Here is an 18,506-nt window from a genome sequence, read left to right as displayed (position 1 = left end):
TATGAGCAGCCAGATCGATCACCTGCTGGACGAATCCCGTCACTTCCCCCCGTCCGCTGAGTTCGCTGCACAGGCCGTCGCACAGCCCGCCATCTACGAGCGCGCAGCGGCTGACCGCGAAGGATTCTGGGCCGATCAGTCCCGCGATCTGCTGCACTGGCACACGCCCTTCACCCAGGTACTCGACTGGTCGACGCCGCCGTTCGCGAAGTGGTTCGACGACGGCGAGCTCAACGTCGCGTACAACTGCCTCGACCGTCACGTCGAAGCCGGCAACGGCGACCGCGTCGCGCTCTTCTTCGAGGGAGAGCCGGGCGATCAGCGCCGCATCACCTACGCCGAGCTCACCGCCGAGGTCAAGCGCGTCGCCAATGTCCTCACCGAGATGGGCGTCGGCCAGGGCGACCGCGTCGCGATCTACCTGCCGATGATCCCCGAGGCCGTCGCCTCCATGCTCGCCGTGGCACGCATCGGCGCGATCCACTCTGTCGTCTTCGGCGGCTTCAGCGCCGACAGTCTGCGCTCGCGCATCGACGACGCCGGCGCCAAGGTCGTGATCACGGCCGACGGAGGCTTCCGCAAGGGTCGCGTGTCGCCGCTCAAGCCCGCGGTCGACCAGGCACTCGCGGACCGTGGCGACGGCGAGCAGAAGACCGTCGAGCACGTGCTTGTGGTGCGTCGCACGGAGAACGAGGTCGACTGGGCAGAAGGGCGTGATGTGTGGTGGCACGATGTGGTTCCTGCCGCATCCGCAGAGCACACCGCTGAGGCCTTCCCCGCGGAGAACCCCCTCTTCATCCTCTACACCTCGGGCACGACCGGAAAGCCGAAGGGCATCCTCCACACGTCCGGCGGATACCTCACCCAGGCCGCGTACACGCACAAGAACGTGTTCGACCTGAAGCCCGAGACCGATGTCTTCTGGTGCACCGCCGACATCGGCTGGATCACCGGACACTCGTATGTCACGTACGGCCCCCTCGCGAACGGCGCCACGCAGGTGCTGTTCGAAGGCACCCCGGACTCGCCGCACCCCGGCCGCTGGTGGGAGATCATCGAGCGTTACGGCGTCTCGATCTTCTACACGGCACCGACGGCGATCCGCTCGTTCATGAAGATCGGGCGCAGTGTTCCGCAGCAGTTCGACCTCTCCTCCCTGCGTCTGCTCGGCTCTGTGGGCGAGCCCATCAACCCCGAGGCGTGGATGTGGTACCGCGAGGTCATCGGCGGCGACAAGACGCCGATCGTCGACACGTGGTGGCAGACCGAGACCGGTGCGATCATGGTCTCCCCGCTGCCGGGCATCACGAACACGAAGCCCGGATCCGCGCAGGTGGCGCTCCCCGGCATCTCGATCGACGTGGTGGACGAATCCGGCACGCCGATCCGCGACGAGAGCGGCGGCCTGCTCGTCGTCACCGAACCGTGGCCGAGCATGCTCCGCGGTATCTGGGGCGACCCGGAGCGCTTCAAGGAGACGTACTGGGAGAAGTTCGAAGCGCAGGGCTACTACTTCGCCGGCGACGGCGCGCGCCATGACGAAGACGGCGACCTCTGGCTCCTCGGCCGCGTCGACGACGTCATGAACGTCTCGGGCCACCGCCTGTCCACTGCAGAGATCGAGTCCTCCCTCGTGGCGCACGAGGCAACCGCAGAGGCGGCGGTCGTCGGTGCGTCGGATGAGACCACGGGTCAGGCGGTCGTGGCGTTCGTGATCCTCAAGGAGAGCTACCTCGCCGAGCACACCCCCGAGGGCCTCGCACAGCAGCTGCGCCTCTGGGTCGGAGAGCAGATCGGCCCGATCGCACGTCCTCGTGACGTGTACATCGTGGGCGAGCTGCCCAAGACCCGCTCGGGCAAGATCATGCGACGCCTGCTACGCGATGTCGCGGAGGGTCGCGAGGTCGGCGACACGACGACGCTCGCCGACACGGCCGTCATGAGCATCATCTCGGCACAGGTCAAGTAGCCCTTATGCACGAAGACGCCGCCCCGGCTGACCGGGGCGGCGTCTTCGTGCATACGAGAGGCTCAGGCGAGCGTGAAGGTCACCTCGACCTCGACGGGGCTGTCGAGCGGCAGCACGGGCACTCCGACCGCGGCACGGGCGTGGCGCCCCGCGTCGCCGAAGATCTCGGCGAGCACCTCACTGGCACCGTTGATGACGCCCGGCTGGCCTGTGAAGGAGGGAACGGATGCGACGAAGCCGCCGACCCGCAGGACGCCGCTGAGCTTGTCGACGCCGCCCGCGACGGATGCCGCTGCGGCGATCGCGTTCAGCGCGCAGGTGCGCGCGTAGGCCTTCGCATCATCCGCGGAGACCTCAGCGCCGACCTTGCCGGTCGCGGGCAGGGCGCCATCCGTGAAGGGCAGCTGCCCTGAGGTGTAGACAAGGTCGCCATGGACACGCGCAGCCACATATGCGGCGACCGGTGCGGCGACGGCAGGGAGCTCGATACCGAGTTCATCGAGGCGTGCGGAGACGCTCATGCGGCACCGCCCTCGAACTGACGCGCGGCCTCTGCGGCGGCCGCGAGACCCGGGTTGGCGGTGGCATCCTGCATCACGGGGCGCTTGAAGTACGCCACAAGCCCACCCTCAGGGCCGGTGATGACCTGCACCAGCTCCCAGCCCTGCTTGCCCCAGTTGTTGAGGATCGCGGTGGTGTTGTGAATCAGCAGCGGTGTGGTGAAGTACTCCCACGTCGTCATGGTTCTCCGATTTTCTCGGGCCGGATGACCGCACATCTCGCAGTCGTCAAAGGCGCTTTTCAGGGAACTCCCCTACGATCTAGCGTATGCCTCATCCCACCCGCACGGCTAAAGGTGTGCTCGGCGGACTCGCTGGACTTGTCGGTCTGAGCGTCGTCGCCGGCGTGCTCGTCACTGCCACGGTGACCCCCGCCATCGCTGTCACCGGCGCCACAGCCTCGAACGCGATCGGTCTCTTCGAAGACCTGCCCTCGAATCTCAAGGTCGACCGTCCGATGGAACCGACGACGATCTACTACACGGGCACCGATGGGAACCCCGTGCAGCTGGCGCGGTTCTTCGATCAGAACCGCATCCCGGTCACCTTCGACCAGGTCGCGCCGATCATGTTCGACGCCGTCCTCTCGAGTGAAGACAAGAACTTCTACAAGCACGGCGGCGTCGACCTGCTGGGTACGACGAAGGCGCTCATCGACAACCTGCGCGGAACCTCCACGCGCGGTGGCTCCTCCATCAGCCAGCAGTACGTCAAGAACGTGCTGCTGCAGGACTGTGAGCGCGACATCGATCTCGGCGACCCCGATCGCAGCGAGAAGCTTGAGCAGTGCTGGCTGGAGGCTTCGGCGTCCAGCGGCTCGAAGGGCATCCAGCGAAAGCTGCAGGAGATGCGCTTCGCCCTGCAGATCGAGAAGGAGTACTCCAAGAACGACATCCTTCTCGGATATCTGAACCTCGCCAACTTCGGCGGCACGACCTACGGCATCGAAGCCGCAGCGCAGCGCTACTTCGGGGCGACGGCCGCCACTCTCAGCATCAGCCAGGCCGCGATCCTCGCCGGAATGGTGCAGAACCCGAACTCGTATCGCATCGATCAGCCCGAGGGCTCGATGTACGACAGCAAGACCGACTCCCTCTACAACTCCGAGGCAGACGGCTATGCCGAGACGCTCACGCGCCGCAACTACGTGCTTGAGCGCCTCCTGATCGACGGGAAGATCAACCAGGAGCAGTACGACGCCTCCTACGCGGAGCCGATCACACCGAACATCGTCCCCCCGTCATCCGGATGTGCGGCGGCAGAGCGCAATGCCTACTTCTGCCAGTACGTGAAGGCCACTCTCGAGAGCGACCCTGCCTTCGGAGCCACCCCCGAGGAGCGCCGCGACAACCTCCTCCGAGGCGGACTCGACATCTACACCTCGCTCAGCGCGCCGATCCAGGACGCAGGCAATGCTGCGATGGCAGAGTACGCCCCGGCGGCGATTGAGGGGATGCACTTCGGCGCCGCCGGCGTCACGATCGAGTCCAAGACCGGACGCATCCTCGCGATCACCCAGAACACGACCTTCACCGAGGAGGCGGAACTGGAAGGCCAGCCCGGGTACTCCGGTCTGGTGTACGGAGCCGACTACGACCACGGCGGTTCGATCGGGTTCCCCGTCGGCTCGACGTACAAGATCTTCACACTCATCGACTGGCTGGAGAAGGGAAACTCGCTCAACGAGACCCTCAACGGTACGAACCGCCTCTTCAACAAGATGAAATGCGGCGACTCGCCCGTGCCCTTCGGCACGGAGATCGTCGGCAACGCCGGCGGTCAGCGCGGCGGCAACGGCACTCCGCTCTCGTTCACCACAGCATCGCTGAACAGCGGATACTTCGCCATGGCGGAGCGCCTCGACCTCTGCGACATCAACAAGGTGGCCGATCGGATGGGCGTCCACCTGGGCGACATGGGCAAGGTCACTGACCAGAACGTGCCCTTCGACGTGCTCGGTTCCAAGGCCATCGCCCCGATCCAGATGGCGTCCGCCATCGGCACGATCGGCAACGGCGGCACCTACTGTGTCCCCCGCGCGATCGACCGCATCGTCGGCCAGGACGGCACCGAGATCCCCGTGCCGCCGCCTTCGTGCACGGCTGTGCTCACGCCGGAGGTCGCGAACACTGCGGCGTACGCGCTCGAGCAGGTCATGACCCGCGGTACCGGTACAGCTTCACAGACGGACGACTCGGTGCCGCTGATCGGCAAGACCGGTACGCACAATGACGACCAGACGACGATGATCACGGCCAGCACCGAGACGGCAACCGCCGTCTGGGTCGGCAACAGCCTCGACCTGGTCGATCTGTACGACTTCAGCGCGAATGGCGTGAATCTCACGAGCACTCGTCATTACCTGACACCCGCGTTGCAGGGCGCAGCGAACGCCATCTACGGCGGCAACGCGTTCCCGGGTCCGGCGAGCAACCTCGTGCGCCGTGTCCTCACCGATCTCCCGAACGTCGTCGGCATGGCGCAGGATGCTGCTGTGCAGACCCTCGAGAACGCTGGGTTCAGCGTCAACGTGGGCGAGCCGATCGACAGCGAACTCGCGCCGGGCACGATCGCCGCCCAGGACCCCGGGGCCGGTCAGGTCGCGGGTGGCACCACGGTGACGATCTCGCCCAGCAACGGCCAGGGCGCGAAGGTCCCGAACGTCGCGGGCGACAAACCCGCGGATGCAGTGGCGAAACTCCAGGCCGCCGGGTTCACCAACGTATCGCTCGGTCAATGCACCGAAGGCAGCGGCGGCCCTGATGGCTCGGTGACGAGTTCGAATCCACCCGCCGGAACGATGACGTCAAAGAGTACAGCGATCACGCTCAACTACAAGAAGCAGGACTGTTGACGAAGAACAGAGCTGCACACCCGGCCCTCATCGCGCTCGGCGCGGTGGGGGCCGCTGGCGCGGCGGCCGCGATCTGGGGCATCGGCATCGAGCGATACCTGTTCACCGTGCGTGAAGTGACGGCAGCGGCCCTCCCCCGCGGCAGCGCACCGCTGCGCATCCTGCACCTCTCAGACGTCCATATGGCGCCCTGGCAGCATCGCAAGCAGCAGTGGCTCTCGTCCCTCGCCGCACTGCAGCCCGATCTAATCATCAACACCGGTGACAACATCGGTCACGTCGAAGGACTCGCGGGCATCCGCAGGGCGTTCGCGCCGTTCGCCGGCATCCCCGGTGTCTTCGTGCACGGATCCAACGATCTGCACGCACCGAGCCCTCGCAACCCGCTGAACTACTTCCGTGGCCCGTCGAAGAAGCACCGCAGCGCCGAGCCACTGGACTCGTCTGCGATGGACCAGTTCTTCACCGACGGCCTGGGGTGGCACAACATCAACAACGCCGCGACGAGCCTCACGCTCGGCGACCTGCGCGTGGACCTCTTCGGGGTGAATGATCCCCACCGAGGCTGGGACGAGCTGGGAGTTCTCCCCGACCGCATCGCCGCTCTCGGCGCGCATACCGACGACACCGTCGTGCTCGGCGTCACCCACGCTCCCTACCAGCGCGTTCTGAACGAGTTCGTGACCCTCGGCGCCGATGCGATCTTCGGCGGGCACACGCACGGCGGCCAGGTGTGCCTACCCGGCTTCGGGGCACTTGTCGCCAACTGCGACATTCCCCTGAAGCAGGCGAAGGGCCTGAGCACCTGGGAGCACCACGGTATCCGCGTTCCCCTGAACGTGAGCGCGGGCTGCGGCCACTCGATCTACGCCCCCGTGCGATTCGCATGCCGCCCCGAGGCGACGCTGCTGACGCTCACCGCGCGCGGGTGACACGCCGATTGGGTGCTGTGCGAATTTCGCTATAGACTTGAACGGTTGTCGCGGGATGTGGCGCAGCTTGGTAGCGCGCTTCGTTCGGGACGAAGAGGTCGCAGGTTCAAATCCTGTCATCCCGACAACAGAGAGGGACCCACTTCGGTGCGGTCCCTCTCTCCATATCCGGGCGACCTCCGGGGTTCTCGGTCGCCTCGCATCGCCGCGCACTACGCTGGAGGATCATGACGACGCCGCGCCTGGTCGCCTTCGACCTCGACGACACACTCGCCCCCTCGAAGAGCCCGATCGACGACCGCATCGCACGACAGCTGCTCGCACTCGCAGAGACCGTCGAGGTCGCGATCATCTCCGGCGGCAACGAGGAGCAGTTTCGCAGCCAGGTGATCTCTCGGCTCGGCGACGCTGATGCGGGGCTCTTGGCACGCATCCACCTCATGCCCACCTGCGGCACCCGGTACCTGCACCACGACGGCGTAGAGTTCGCGCTCGTCTACGCCCATGACCTCTCCGCGGCGCAGAAGACCGCGGCGCTCGCCGCACTGGAAGAGGAAGCGCAGCGTCTCGATATCTGGGAGACCGAGACCTGGGGCCCGATCCTCGAAGACCGCGGCTCACAGATCACATTCTCAGCTCTCGGCCAGCGTGCACCCCACGACGCAAAGAAGGCCTGGGATCCGGATGGCTCCAAGCGCATCGCGCTGCGTGACGCCGTCGCCCCCCGTGTGCCCGACCTCGAGGTGCGCGCCGGCGGCTCCACGTCGATCGACATCACCCGCGCGGGCATAGACAAGGCCTATGGCATGGCTGAGCTCGCACAGCGCACCGGGATCGCGCTCGCCGACATGCTCTTCTACGGTGATCGACTCGACGAAGGCGGCAACGACTATCCTGTCAAGGCCATGGGAGTGCCCTCTGTCGCCGTCGAAGGCTGGGAAGACACCGCCGACCACCTGGACGCGCTGCTGCTCGCTCTCCGAACCTCTGAAGCCGTCTGAGGACCATCGGCGCATTGCCGCCCCGCGGGGCTGACGCCGCCTCAGCCCAGACGCCCGCCGGATTCCGCGAGATAGCAGTTGCCGCAGAGTGACTCGTACGTGACGACGTGCTCGTCTCCGCCGCCGTCGATGGCGACCTGATCACCGTCGAAGACGAAGCGGTCGTCGATCCGTCTGCCATTGAACACCGCCTTGCGTCCGCAGCGGCAGATCGTCTTGAGCTCCTCCAGGGAGTGTGCGATCGCCAAAAGCCGGGCAGAGCCGGGGAAGGCGTGGGTCAGGAAGTCGTTGCGGATGCCGTAGGCCATCACCGGGATGCCGTCGACCACGGCGATGCGGAACAGGTCATCGATCTGCTCGGCGGAGAGGAACTGCGCCTCGTCGACGAGCAGGCACGCGATATCACGGGGGCTCTCCGGAAGCAGCGCATCTGCCTCTTCCTGCCGCGCGCACAGGCGCTCCTGCTGGAACAGCTCCCGCACGGATGCACCTGGCGCGATGAGGAAGTCCACCTCACGCGTCATCCCGAGACGACTCTCGATCTGGCCGGCACCCTTGGTGTCGATCTCCGGCTTCGCCAGCAGCACCCGCTGGCCGCGTTCTTCGTAGTTGTACGCGGCCTGCAGGAGCGCCGTGGACTTGCCGGAGTTCATCGCCCCGTAGCGGAAGTAGAGCTTCGCCACGGTGACGAGCTACTCCGAGATCCCGAGAACGCCCGCAGTGGCCGCCATCGACGTCTGCGCGGCTGCAGGATCGGTGTTCAGCTTCGTGCCGTAGGTCGGGATGAGGTCCTCGATCGCCGACTCCCAGCCCTTGTACTGCTCAGGGAAGCAGCGCTGCAGAACGTCGAGCATGATCGGCACAGCCGTCGAGGCACCCGGGGACGCGCCGAGAAGACCGGCGATCGTTCCGTCCTTCGCGGTGATGACCTCGGTGCCGAACTGGAGGACGCCACCCTTCTTCGCGTCCTTCTTCATGACCTGCGCACGCTGGCCGGCCTGGATGAGCGTCCAGTCCTCGTCCTTCGCGGTCGGCATGAAAGTGCGCAGGCTGTCGACCTTCTTGTGGTGGTTCTTCATCAGCTCGCCGACGAGGTACGTGATGAGATCCGGGTTCGCGAAGGCCACGCGCAGCATGGGCCACAGGTTGTGCGGACGCACCTGGGTGACGATGTCGAGCAGCGAACCCTGCTTGAGGAACTTCGGGCTGAAGGTCGCGAACGGGCCGAACAGCAGGGACGATTCACCGTCGACGACGCGTGCGTCGAGGTGCGGCACCGACATGGGCGGTGCGCCGACGGATGCCTGCGAGTACACCTTCGCCTTGTGCTGCGCGACGATCTTCGGGTTCGTGGTCTTCAGGAACTGCCCGCCGATGGGGAAGACGCCGTAGCCCTTGATCTCGGGGATCCCCGAGCGCTGCAGCATCTTGAGCGCCCAGCCGCCCGCTCCGACGAACACGAAACGGGCCTTGATCTCGCCCGGCGTGCTGCCGATCGTGTCGCGGTACTTCAGACGCCAGGTGCCGTCCTTCTGCTGCTTCAGCGAGCGAATCTCCCGGTTCTTGTAGACCGTGGTGCCGTTCTTCTGCAGGTGGTCGAAGAGCTGGTGCGTGAGCGCGCCGAAGTCGACGTCGGTGCCGGCGGGCACGCGGGTCGCGGCGAACTTCTTGCCCTTGAGGCGCTTCTGCATGAGCAGCGGCGCCCACTGGTTGATCACACGCGAGTCTTCGCTGTACTCGATGCCGGCGAAGAGGGGCTGCTTCTTGAGCACCTCGTAGCGGCGACGCAGGTAGTCGACGTCTTTCTCGCCCTGCACGAAGGTCATGTGCGGGGTGGCGTTGATGAACGTCGAGGGCTCGTCGAGAACACCGCGTTCGACCAGCGTCGACCACAGCTGACGGCTCAGCTGGAACTGCTCGTTGATGCCGACGGCCTTCGCGGGGTCGATGTCGTCGCCCCCGGTGTCGGGCATGTAGTTGAGCTCGCAGAGGGCCGCGTGGCCCGTCCCTGCGTTGTTCCACGGGTTCGAGCTCTCCTGCGCGACATCGGAGAGTCGCTCGAAGGCGACGATCTTCCAGTCGGGCTGGAGTTCGTGCAGAAGGGTACCCAGGGTGGCGCTCATGATGCCACCACCGATGAGGACGACGTCGACGGTTTCAGTCACCTGAACAGTCTAGTTCGCCTCCCGGTGGCCGCAGACCACCACCCCAGGCCCCTCGGCTCAGGATGCGACGGCGATGCGCTCGGCGACGAGCTCGGCCACCTGCACAGCGTTGAGCGCTGCGCCCTTGCGCAGGTTGTCGTTGCTGATGAACAGGACGAGGCCCTTGTTCTCGGGCGCGGACTGGTCCTGGCGGATGCGCCCGACGAAGCTGGGGTTCTTGCCCGCGGCGTGCAGCGGGGTCGGGACCTCACGCAGCTCGACGCCCGGAGCAGCTGCCAGCACCTCGCGCGCCCGGTCGGGGGTGATGTCGTTCGCGAACTCCGCGTGGATGGAGAGCGAATGGCCCGTGAAGACAGGAACGCGCACGCAGGTGCCTGCGACGCGGAGGTCGGGCAGGCCCAGGATCTTGCGGCTCTCGTTGCGGAGCTTCTTCTCTTCGTCGGTCTCGTTCTCGCCGTCATCGACGACCGAACCCGCCTGCGGGATCACATCGAAGGCGATGGGAGCGACGTAGTTGTTCGGCGCGGGGAAGTCGACCGATTCGCCGTCGTGCACGAGTCGCAGGGTGTCGCCCTGCTCCAGCACGGCCCGCACCTGCCCGAGAAGCTCTTCTGCGCCGGAGATGCCCGAGCCGCTCACGGCCTGGTAGGTGCTGACGATGAGGCGCTCGACGCCGGCCTCGGCGTGCAGCGCCTTGATGACGGGCATCGCCGCCATGGTGGTGCAGTTCGGGTTGGCGATGATGCCCTTGGGGGCGTCGTCGATCGCCTCGGGATTGACCTCGCTGACGACCAGCGGAACTTCCGGGTGCATGCGCCATGCGCTGGAGTTGTCGACCACGACCGCGCCCGCGGCGGCGAAACGCTCGGCGTAGGCACGGCTGGCCGTGGCACCGGCCGAGAACAGCGCGATGTCGATGCCCGAGGCATCCGCGGTCTCGACGTCCTCGACGATGACGGAGACACCGGCGTAATCGATCTCGGAACCGGCAGAGCGCGCGGAGGCGAACAGGCGCAGCTCGCGAATCGGGAAAGACCGCTCCGCGAGAATCTGGCGCATGACGGTGCCAACCTGGCCGGTGGCGCCGACGATGGCGACGGAGAGTCCAGAGTCAGAGATGCGGGTCATTGGGGTTCCTTGGCTTCAAACTCCCGCGGAGGCGGGAGGCGTGCGAGGCGCAAGGCACGGCGGCCGGGTGCGGATGCCGCGCCTGTCGCCGATGTCAGGGTTTCCGTGAGTCTAGCGGCTCACGAGAGGGGCGGGATGCTTCGCGTCGAAGCCGCCCCTCCCCGGTGGGTCAGCGGCCGGTGCCCGCGGCGACGATCGCCTCGACGTCGCCGTCGAGACCGTAGGCGGTGTGCACGACGCGGGCGGCGTGAGCGAGGTCGTCACCGCGCAGCACGACCGAGATGCGGATCTCAGACGTCGAGATCATCTCGATGTTGATACCGGTCGAGCTCAGCGCCTCGAAGAGGGTCGCGGAGACACCCGAGTGAGTGCGCATGCCCGCACCGACGACCGACAGCTTGCCGATCTGGTCGTCGTGCAGCAGCCCCTCGAAACCGACCTCTTCCTGCTCGGCGGACAGCGCGCGCAGCGCGGCGGCAGCATCCGACTTCGGCAGGGTGAAGGAGATGTCGGTGCGTGCGGTGCCGGCGGCCGACACGTTCTGCACGATCATGTCGACGTTCGCGCCCGATTTCGACACGATCTTGAAGATCTCGGCGGCCTTGCCCGGAACATCCGGAACGCCCGTGACCGTGACCTTGGCCTGGCTGAGGTCGGTCGCGACTCCGGCGACGATCGGCTCTTCCATGTCTTCTCCCTCGGATTCGCGGGGGGACTTCTGCCCCTCGCCCAGAACGTAGGTGCCCTCGTTCGACGAGAACGTCGAACGAGCGTGAATGAGGACGCCATGACGGCGTGCGTACTCGACCGCGCGGATGTAGAGGACCTTCGCACCGTTGGCCGCGAGCTCGAGCATCTCTTCTGCGCCGATCGATCCCAGCTTGTGCGCAAGAGGCACGACGCGCGGGTCGGCCGTGAAGATACCGTCGACGTCGCTGTAGATCTCACAGACATCCGCCTCGAGCGCGGCGGCGAGCGCGACGGCGGTTGTGTCAGAACCGCCGCGGCCCAGGGTCGTGATGTCTTGCGTGTCGTCGTTGAGCCCCTGGAATCCGGCGACGATGACGATGGCTCCCTCGTCGAGCGCCTCGCGCAGACGGGTCGGGGTGACTTCGACGATGCGAGCCGCACCGTGTCGGCTGTCGGTGCGCATTCCGGCCTGAGGACCGGTGAAGGAGCGCGCGTCGAAGCCCATGGAGTGGATCGCCATGGCCAGCAGCGCCATCGAGATGCGCTCTCCGCTGGAGAGCAGCATGTCGAGTTCGCGCGGCGCGGGGATCGGGGCGACCTCGGCCGCAAGGTCGAGCAGCTCGTCGGTGGTGTCGCCCATGGCGCTCACGGCGACGACGACGTCATGACCAGCACGACGGGTGTCGACGATGCGCTTGGCGACGCGCTTGATGCCTTCTGCGTCGGCGACGGACGAGCCGCCGTACTTCTGCACGATGAGAGCCACGAAACACTCCTGGGGGATGGTGGGCGATACAGCCCCTCACATTCTAGAAGCGGGCCGTATGCCGAAACGGACATGTGACGGAGCCCCGTCCTGCTCAGAGCAGGCCGCGTCGCCGCGCCTCGCTCACGGCACCCGTGCGACTGTCGACTCCGAGCTTCTGCAGCAGGTGCACCACATGGGTCTTGACCGTGGCTTCTGTGATGAACAGCGCCGCCGCGATCTCCTTGTTGCTCGCGCCCGCGGCGACCTGGCCGAGCACCTCGAGCTCGCGCGCGGTGAGAGCGACACGGGGAGCGCGGAGCGCGGCCAGAAGCCGCTGGTCCCCCTCCGGAGTGAAGACCAGTCCGCCCGCGGCCGCATCGCGGATCGCTCGCGCGATCGTATCGGTGTCGACGTCTTTGAGCAGGTATCCGGCGGCACCGGCTTCCAGCGCGCGCACGATCTGCGCGTCGTGGTCGAAGGTCGTGAGGATCAGCACGGCGGGCGGATCCGGCAGTGCGCGCAGCGCGGCGGTCGCGGCGACCCCGTCGATCCCCTCCCCCAAGCGCAGGTCGCACAGCACGACATCAGGACGAAGCTCGGATGCCGCGGCGACCCCCTCCTCGCCCGTCGCAGCCTCGCCCGCGACCGTGAAGCCGCGCCCTTCGACGACGGCGCGCAATCCCGCGCGCACGATGGGGTGGTCGTCGATGAGGAGGAGACGGATGCTCATGCGACGCCTCCGACACCGAATGCGTCGGCGCCAGGAAGGGGGATGCGCACCCGAAGCCGCGTGCCTTCGCCCACCGCGCTCTCCACGTGCAACTCACCGCCGTGCTCCCGCACTCGCGCGCGCATCGCCGCGAGGCCGTACGACGTGCGCTCTGCACGCGGCTGCTCGCCGGCATCGGGATCGAAGCCCGCGCCGTCGTCGACGATGTCCAGCCCGATGCTTCCCTCACTCTCGTGAAGTCGGACGGCGACGGTGGTCGCCGCCGCGTGCTGGCGCACATTCGCCAATGCCGACTGAGCGACGCGAAGAAGGGTGACCTCGACCGCTGTGGGCAGAGCCCGCGGCGACAGATCGACCTCGAGACTCGTCTGGATGCCGCTGTGGGCGTGTGCCTCCGCCAACATCCGCTCCAGGGCCCCGGCGAGAGCAGAGCCCTCCAACTCCGTCGGGTCGAGAGCCGCGACGATGCGGCGCAGCTCGGTCAACGACTTCTGCGCCAGAGCGTCGATCTGCGGCATCCGCACGATCTCGCCCGTACGCGCGAGAAGGGAGATCGAACTGAGCTCCTGCGCGATCGTGTCGTGCAGGTCACGCGCGAGACGTGTCCGCTCGCGACTCGCGCCCGCCTCGCGCTGCGTCCGCAGAAGCTCATCCTGCAGCTCCGCCGTCTCGTGCTGCGCGCGCACCAGAGAGGCGATGAGGCGTTCGCGTTCCGCCGCGTCGCGCAGCAGCGTGTCATAGCCGAGCGAGATCGCGAGCGCGAATCCACCGCCGACGACCGGGCCGACGATGTGCGCGAACGACGTCTGGCCGTGGTGCAGGAGCGGCGCCGTGATCGCCGCAGCGAGAACGAGGATCGCGAAGACCACCGACCAACCCGCCTGCAGCACGTGCCCCGCCAGCAGCAGCAGGGGAAACGCCAGCCAGACGTACTCGGCGGAGATCGCGAGCAGACCGGCCCACAGAGCCGCAAGAGCGAACAGCCACCAGCGGGCCACGGCTCCCTGCAGCAGCGCGGCACCTGTGGCGTACCAGCCGAGGAAGAGTGCTGCGGCGATCGAGGCGACGACAATCTCGGCACCGGCATCGATCGCACGGATCGTGCCGACGAACGCCAACACGACGGTGATCACATGCAGCGCGAATCGGGCACCGCGGAGCATCCGCTGTCGTGCCGAACCCAGCGAGGCGTGCGCGTCCATGTTCTCATCCTCGCGCGTCGCCGCCATCGCTGCCACGTACGGAGATCGATCCTTCGATGGATGTCACATCACCGCGACGCACGGAAGCTCGACGTATGACGGAAAACACTGCCACCCATCACCGCACACTGCGCATCCTGCTCGGCACGACCGCTGTCTACGCCGTGCTCGGCCTCGCCGCGGGCCTGTTCTACCGTGAGTTCACGAAGGCAAACGGGTACCCGGAGGGTTTCGCAGGTCAGCTCGGCCTCGCGCACACGCACATCCTGACCCTCGGCATGCTCGTGCTGCTGATCGTGCTGATTCTGGAGAAGGTCTTCCGCCTGTCGACAAGTCGCCTGTTGCGCTGGTTCTTCTGGATCTACAACCTCGGCGTCGTGCTCACGACGGCACTGCTCGTGTGGCATGGCATCCTTCAGGTGAAGGGCCTGGAGGGCTCGGGGATGATCTCGGGGATCGCCGGCCTCGGGCACATCCTGATCGGCGCCGGCTTCGTGCTGCTCCTGCTGAACCTCAACGCGGCACTGCGCCGCGACGCCCGCGCGGCCATCGCGAGCTGAGCGGGTCTACTCCGCGTCGGCGCGTTGCGTCGGCGCGGACGGCTCGGCCTCGGGATCAGCGCACTCGGCGATCGCACTCGTATCGGTGGGCACAGCCTCCGCGGCGACCGGGCGCAGCCGCCCGCCTGTTCCGGCGAACCAGCATCCGAGGATGATGAGCGGGAAGCCGATGAGGAGCCCCGGTGTGAGCGGCTCCGCGAGGATCAGCGCACCCAGGACGATCGCGACGACCGGGTTGACGTACGTGAACAGCGGCGCACGCACGGGCCCTACTTCGCGGATGAGGGCGAAGAACGCCAGGAATGCGACGGCCGTGCACAGCACGCCGAGGATGACGAGGGCGACCGTCGATTCGAGCGTCGGCGGTGCCGACGGAACGACCAGCGCGATCGGCAGGTACAGGAGCCCGATCGCCAGGAGCGAGAGCGTGATCGTTCCGAGCGAGGGCACGGACGACAGCTTGCGCGCGACGATGAAAGGCGCGATCGCGTAGAGGACGGCGACCAGCAGCACCTCGCCGATCGCGAGAAGGTCGAGCTGACCGTGGCCGAACAGGCTGGGGCCGGCGACGACGATCCCCACCCCTACGATGCCGACGAACAGGCCGATGATGCGCGCGGGGCGCAGCACTCCCCTGTCTCCGCCCAGCAGAGCGATGACCGCGGCGACGAGCGGCACGGTCGCCACCAGAAGGCCTGTGAGCCCCGAAGGCAGCGTCTGCTCTGCGTGCCCCAGCAGGAGGAAAGGCCCCGCCATCTCGACGAGCCCGAAGGCGAGCACCCACGGCCAGAGCTTCCAGGCGGCCTTGAGCGCGCCGCTGCGGATCGCGAACGGCAGCAGCAGCAGGGCGGCGATGAGGGTGCGCCCAGCCACGACGGCGGGCGGAGAGTACGTTTCGACGGCGATGCTGATGAACAGGTACGGGACGCCCCAGATCAGCGCCATCGCGGCGAACAGCAGCCACCCGCGGCGGGTGAAACCACCGCTCTGGTTCACAGGACGCGCCGGCCTTCGAAGGCGCGACCGAGCGTGACCTCGTCGGCGTACTCGAGATCGCCCCCGACCGGAAGACCGGAGGCGAGCCGCGAGACCGTGATCTGCATCGTCGTGAGCAGACGGCTGAGGTAGCTCGCGGTCGCCTCACCCTCGAGGTTCGGGTTCGTGGCGATGATGACCTCTTGCACGGTGCCGTCAGCGAGGCGGGTCATGAGCTGCGTGATGCGCAGATCGTCAGGACCGACGCCCGCGATCGGACTGATGGCGCCGCCGAGGACGTGATAAAGCCCACGGAACTCGCGCGTGCGCTCGATCGCCGAGACGTCTTTCGCGTCTTCGACGACGCAGATGAGCGCCGGGTTGCGACGGGGATCGCGGCAGATCGCGCAGCGTTCCTGCTCCGCGACGTTGCCACAGACCTCGCAGAAGCGCACCCGCTCACGGATCTCGCCGAGGAGTTCCGCGAGACGTGCGACATCGAAGCTCGGCGTCTGCAGGATGTGGAAGGTGATCCGCTGCGCGGATTTCGGGCCGATGCCCGGCAGACGACCGAACTCGTCGATCAGCTCTTGAACAATGCCGTCGTACATCAGTTGAACCTCGTCGGGGGATCAAAGGGCTCTTCGCGCACGAAGGACGCCCCGAGCACCTGCCGGACGACCGCTTCACCGTAGCGCTGCACCCCACCCCCGATAGGTCGGGATGTCACGGTGGGACGAGACGCGGGCCCGGCCGCGTCACGCGGCGCAGCGGGCGTAGATGCCGGCGCGGATGCGGGCGCAACGGATGAGCCCTGCGCCCCGCTGCTCTGGCGCGGGGCGTGCTCTGCGGGTGGCCCTGGATCGTACGGAGGCTCGTCCTCGGGCGGAGGCGGCATGTCGTCGTAGTCACTCGACGGCTCGTACCAGCCGGAGGCGGGCATCGTCTCGACATCCGGCTGCGCCTCGCGGACCGGTGCGGTGACGGGCTGTGCCTCGCGGACCGGTGCGGGCGCCGCCACGTTCGGGGCCGGAACCGCGGGCGACGTCGAGGCTGTGGGCGACGCGGGTTCTGCCCCGGGCGCCTCGGCAGGCGCGCTCTCGCCGCGCGGGATCGACGCGACGACCCATTCCGTCACGGGGGCGGCGTTGTCAGACACGCTGCGTGCCGGACCGTTCGACGGACGCTGCGCGGGAGCCGGTCGGCTCGTTCCCTCGGCACCGGCCGGCGGAAGTGGTGCGGGCTTGAACTTGACGCGCACACCGAGTTCCTCGGAGATCGCGGTGCGCAGGTGATCGGAAGGCCCGTCGCCGGGCGTCGCACCGCGGAAGCGTCCGACGTCGGACTGCGACGGGAAGCCGACGGTGAGCACCTCGCTGGCGGTGTCGAAGCCGAGAGGCTGCACCGCCGTGACGACGATCCACGACGAGCTGTTGATCGCCTGCAGACGCGTGAGGATTCTTGGCCAGGCGCCGCGAACACGCTCGAAGTCCACCGGCCCCGAGGCGTCGGAGACCGGAGCAGGCGTCGTCACGGCAGACTCCGGCGCGGGCGTCTCGGGCGCATCGGCTGCAGGCCCGGACGGTTCCGGAGCAGGGACCGCGGCCGCGGAGCTCTCGGGTGCGGGTGCCTCCGGCGCGGATGCGGAAACCTGATCGAGAGCGGAGGCGGGCGCCTCCGCAGGCGAGGACGCTGCGGGGACCTCCGTCGTCGTAGGCGTCACCGGGGCTGCAGCGGCCGCGGGGGCCTCGGATGCCCGCGGCGCAGCTGCCGCAGCAGGTGCTGCCGGAGCCGCGGGCCCGGACCCGATCGTGGCCATCGCGGCGGCGCGGGCATCGCGCATCGAGGCTGCGCTCTGCGTCGGTGCTGTCTGCCCCTCGGGTTCATCCTGCCCCCCGGCGAGCACACGCGCGACGAGCAGTTCGAGGTGCAGGCGCGGCGAGGTGGCGCCGCTCATGTCGTCGAGCGCGGTGCTCACGAGGTCGGCCGTCCGCGAGAGCCGCGACGCCCCGAAGACCGCCGCCTGATCGCGCATCTTGGCGAGGTCTTCTTCCGAAACGCCGCGCAGCACGGCGGATGCGCCGTCGCCCACCGCGGCGATCACGATGAGATCGCGCAGCCGCTCGAGCAGGTCGTCGACGAACCGCCGTGGATCCTGCCCGGTCTGCACGACGCGATCCACCGCGGGGAACGCGATGGTGGCGTCGTTCGACGCGAGAGCGTCGACGATCTCATCGAGGAGGGCACCGTGCGTATAGCCGAGCAGTGCGACCGCGCGGGCGTAGCCGACCGAGTCGCCCTCGGAACCGGCGATCAGCTGGTCGAGCAGCGACAGGGTGTCGCGGGGCGATCCGCCACCGGCGCGCACCACGAGCGGCAGGACACCGGGTTCGACCGAGACGCCCTCTTCTCGGCACAGCTTCTCGACGTACTCGAGCATCGCTGCCGGCGGAACCAGCCGGAACGGGTAGTGGTGCGTACGCGAGCGGATTGTGCCAAGCACCTTGTCGGGCTCGGTCGTCGCGAAGATGAACTTGACGTGCGCAGGCGGCTCTTCGACGAGCTTGAGCAGGGCGTTGAAGCCCTGCGGCGTGACCATGTGCGCCTCATCGAGGATGAAGATCTTGAAGCGGTCACGACTCGGTGCGAAGGTCGCACGCTCGCGCAGATCACGCGCGTCATCGACGCCGTTGTGGCTGGCCGCGTCGATCTCGACGACGTCGAGCGAGCCGCCGCCGGCGCGGGACAGCTCGACACAGCTCGGGCAGACGCCGCACGGGGTGTCAGTCGGCCCTTCTGCGCAGTTCAGGCAACGCGCGAGAATCCGGGCCGAGGTCGTCTTGCCGCATCCGCGCGGACCGGAGAACAGGTACGCGTGCCCCACGCGATCGCTGCGCAGCGCCGTCATGAGCGGATCGGTGACCTGAGACTGCCCGATCATCTCGGCGAAGTTCTCGGGCCGGTATCGACGGTAAAGGGCTGTGGTCACCCG

16 protein-coding genes and 1 tRNA gene are annotated in these 18,506 nt (G+C 67.6%); 6 read left to right on the top strand and 11 right to left on the bottom strand.

The window, feature by feature from the left end; genetic code table 11:
- Window position 1 precedes the first annotated feature (1 nt).
- Complete coding sequence (gene acs / locus AC1REM_RS07540) at window positions 2–1,969, top strand: acetate--CoA ligase (protein ID WP_492514063.1); 1,968 nt, start codon at window positions 2–4, stop codon at window positions 1,967–1,969.
- A 62-nt stretch (window positions 1,970–2,031) separates the two neighbouring features.
- On the opposite strand, the gene AC1REM_RS07535 is transcribed toward acs, so the two are convergent.
- Together AC1REM_RS07535 and sp36 are read right to left on the bottom strand one after the other, a co-directional pair.
- Complete coding sequence (locus tag AC1REM_RS07535) at window positions 2,032–2,490, bottom strand: RidA family protein (protein ID WP_492514062.1); 459 nt, start codon at window positions 2,488–2,490, stop codon at window positions 2,032–2,034.
- Window positions 2,487–2,711, bottom strand: a complete 225-nt coding sequence (sp36, locus tag AC1REM_RS07530) for a Sp36 family protein (protein ID WP_492514061.1) — start codon at window positions 2,709–2,711, stop codon at window positions 2,487–2,489. The genes AC1REM_RS07535 and sp36 overlap by 4 nt, the downstream gene beginning before the upstream one ends.
- 86 nt (window positions 2,712–2,797) lie before the next feature.
- Here sp36 and AC1REM_RS07525 point away from each other — a divergent pair, with 86 nt between their 5' ends.
- From AC1REM_RS07525 to AC1REM_RS07510, 4 genes are all read left to right on the top strand, one after another.
- A complete protein-coding gene (locus AC1REM_RS07525; RefSeq protein ID WP_492514060.1) occupies window positions 2,798–5,383 on the top strand; it encodes a transglycosylase domain-containing protein in 2,586 nt (861 codons plus the stop codon).
- Window positions 5,380–6,315, top strand: a complete 936-nt coding sequence (locus AC1REM_RS07520) for a metallophosphoesterase (protein WP_492514059.1) — start codon at window positions 5,380–5,382, stop codon at window positions 6,313–6,315. The genes AC1REM_RS07525 and AC1REM_RS07520 overlap by 4 nt, the downstream gene beginning before the upstream one ends.
- A 51-nt stretch (window positions 6,316–6,366) precedes the next feature.
- A tRNA-Pro gene (locus tag AC1REM_RS07515) sits at window positions 6,367–6,440 on the top strand.
- A gap of 102 nt (window positions 6,441–6,542) precedes the next feature.
- Complete coding sequence (locus AC1REM_RS07510) at window positions 6,543–7,316, top strand: HAD-IIB family hydrolase (protein ID WP_492514058.1); 774 nt, start codon at window positions 6,543–6,545, stop codon at window positions 7,314–7,316.
- Window positions 7,317–7,357: 41 nt separating this feature from the next.
- Here the strand turns inward: AC1REM_RS07510 and AC1REM_RS07505 are convergent, their stop codons facing one another.
- The 6 genes from AC1REM_RS07505 to AC1REM_RS07480 form a co-directional block, all read right to left on the bottom strand.
- Entirely contained in the window at window positions 7,358–7,999 is a 642-nt protein-coding gene (locus AC1REM_RS07505; RefSeq protein ID WP_492514057.1) for a thymidine kinase, read from the bottom strand.
- A 9-nt stretch (window positions 8,000–8,008) separates the two neighbouring features.
- Window positions 8,009–9,481 (bottom strand): malate:quinone oxidoreductase, encoded by a 1,473-nt coding sequence (locus AC1REM_RS07500; RefSeq protein WP_492514056.1) that lies wholly within the window; start codon window positions 9,479–9,481, stop codon window positions 8,009–8,011.
- A gap of 57 nt (window positions 9,482–9,538) precedes the next feature.
- Complete coding sequence (locus AC1REM_RS07495; protein ID WP_492514055.1) at window positions 9,539–10,609, bottom strand: aspartate-semialdehyde dehydrogenase; 1,071 nt, start codon at window positions 10,607–10,609, stop codon at window positions 9,539–9,541.
- A gap of 169 nt (window positions 10,610–10,778) precedes the next feature.
- Window positions 10,779–12,065, bottom strand: coding sequence for an aspartate kinase (locus AC1REM_RS07490; protein ID WP_204939311.1), 1,287 nt, complete (start codon window positions 12,063–12,065; stop codon window positions 10,779–10,781).
- 94 nt (window positions 12,066–12,159) lie between these two features.
- Window positions 12,160–12,777, bottom strand: a complete 618-nt coding sequence (locus AC1REM_RS07485; protein WP_492514054.1) for a response regulator — start codon at window positions 12,775–12,777, stop codon at window positions 12,160–12,162.
- Window positions 12,774–13,979 carry a sensor histidine kinase gene (locus AC1REM_RS07480; RefSeq protein ID WP_492514053.1) on the bottom strand — a complete coding sequence of 402 codons (1,206 nt, stop codon included), beginning with the start codon at window positions 13,977–13,979 and terminating at the stop codon, window positions 12,774–12,776. The genes AC1REM_RS07485 and AC1REM_RS07480 overlap by 4 nt, the downstream gene beginning before the upstream one ends.
- Before the next feature lie 95 nt (window positions 13,980–14,074).
- Here AC1REM_RS07480 and AC1REM_RS07475 point away from each other — a divergent pair, with 95 nt between their 5' ends.
- Window positions 14,075–14,539 (top strand): DUF2871 domain-containing protein, encoded by a 465-nt coding sequence (locus AC1REM_RS07475; protein WP_492514052.1) that lies wholly within the window; start codon window positions 14,075–14,077, stop codon window positions 14,537–14,539.
- Between the two features lie 6 nt (window positions 14,540–14,545).
- Here AC1REM_RS07475 and AC1REM_RS07470 read toward each other — a convergent pair whose 3' ends face one another.
- The 3 genes from AC1REM_RS07470 to AC1REM_RS07460 are packed head-to-tail and all read right to left on the bottom strand — an operon-like array spanning window position 14,546 to window position 18,503.
- Complete coding sequence (locus AC1REM_RS07470) at window positions 14,546–15,535, bottom strand: DMT family transporter (protein ID WP_492514051.1); 990 nt, start codon at window positions 15,533–15,535, stop codon at window positions 14,546–14,548.
- Entirely contained in the window at window positions 15,532–16,125 is a 594-nt protein-coding gene (recR, locus tag AC1REM_RS07465) for a recombination mediator RecR (protein ID WP_492514050.1), read from the bottom strand. The genes AC1REM_RS07470 and recR overlap by 4 nt, the downstream gene beginning before the upstream one ends.
- On the bottom strand, window positions 16,125–18,503 hold the full coding sequence (locus tag AC1REM_RS07460) for a DNA polymerase III subunit gamma and tau (RefSeq protein ID WP_492514049.1): 2,379 nt from the start codon (window positions 18,501–18,503) through the stop codon (window positions 16,125–16,127). The genes recR and AC1REM_RS07460 overlap by 1 nt, the downstream gene beginning before the upstream one ends.
- Window positions 18,504–18,506: the final 3 nt, after the last annotated feature.

The organism is Microbacterium sp. GW823-FHT02G05, from assembly GCF_058797175.1.
The sequence above is the reverse complement of the archived record's forward strand: the minus strand, read 5'-3'. Positions and strand labels throughout refer to the sequence as shown.

Bases quoted from the DNA above. Each gene is read 5' to 3' on its own strand.
- recR (WP_492514050.1), bottom strand. From the start codon at position 16,125: ATGTACGACGGCATTGTTCAAGAGCTGATCGACGAGTTCGGTCGTCTG.
- AC1REM_RS07485 (WP_492514054.1), bottom strand. From the start codon at position 12,777: ATGAGCATCCGTCTCCTCCTCATCGACGACCACCCCATCGTGCGCGCG.
- AC1REM_RS07525 (WP_492514060.1), top strand. From the start codon at position 2,798: ATGCCTCATCCCACCCGCACGGCTAAAGGTGTGCTCGGCGGACTCGCT.
- sp36 (WP_492514061.1), bottom strand. From the start codon at position 2,711: ATGACGACGTGGGAGTACTTCACCACACCGCTGCTGATTCACAACACC.
- acs (WP_492514063.1), top strand. From the start codon at position 2: ATGAGCAGCCAGATCGATCACCTGCTGGACGAATCCCGTCACTTCCCC.
- AC1REM_RS07475 (WP_492514052.1), top strand. From the start codon at position 14,075: ATGACGGAAAACACTGCCACCCATCACCGCACACTGCGCATCCTGCTC.
- AC1REM_RS07480 (WP_492514053.1), bottom strand. From the start codon at position 13,979: ATGGACGCGCACGCCTCGCTGGGTTCGGCACGACAGCGGATGCTCCGC.
- AC1REM_RS07535 (WP_492514062.1), bottom strand. From the start codon at position 2,490: ATGAGCGTCTCCGCACGCCTCGATGAACTCGGTATCGAGCTCCCTGCC.
- AC1REM_RS07495 (WP_492514055.1), bottom strand. From the start codon at position 10,609: ATGACCCGCATCTCTGACTCTGGACTCTCCGTCGCCATCGTCGGCGCC.
- AC1REM_RS07510 (WP_492514058.1), top strand. From the start codon at position 6,543: ATGACGACGCCGCGCCTGGTCGCCTTCGACCTCGACGACACACTCGCC.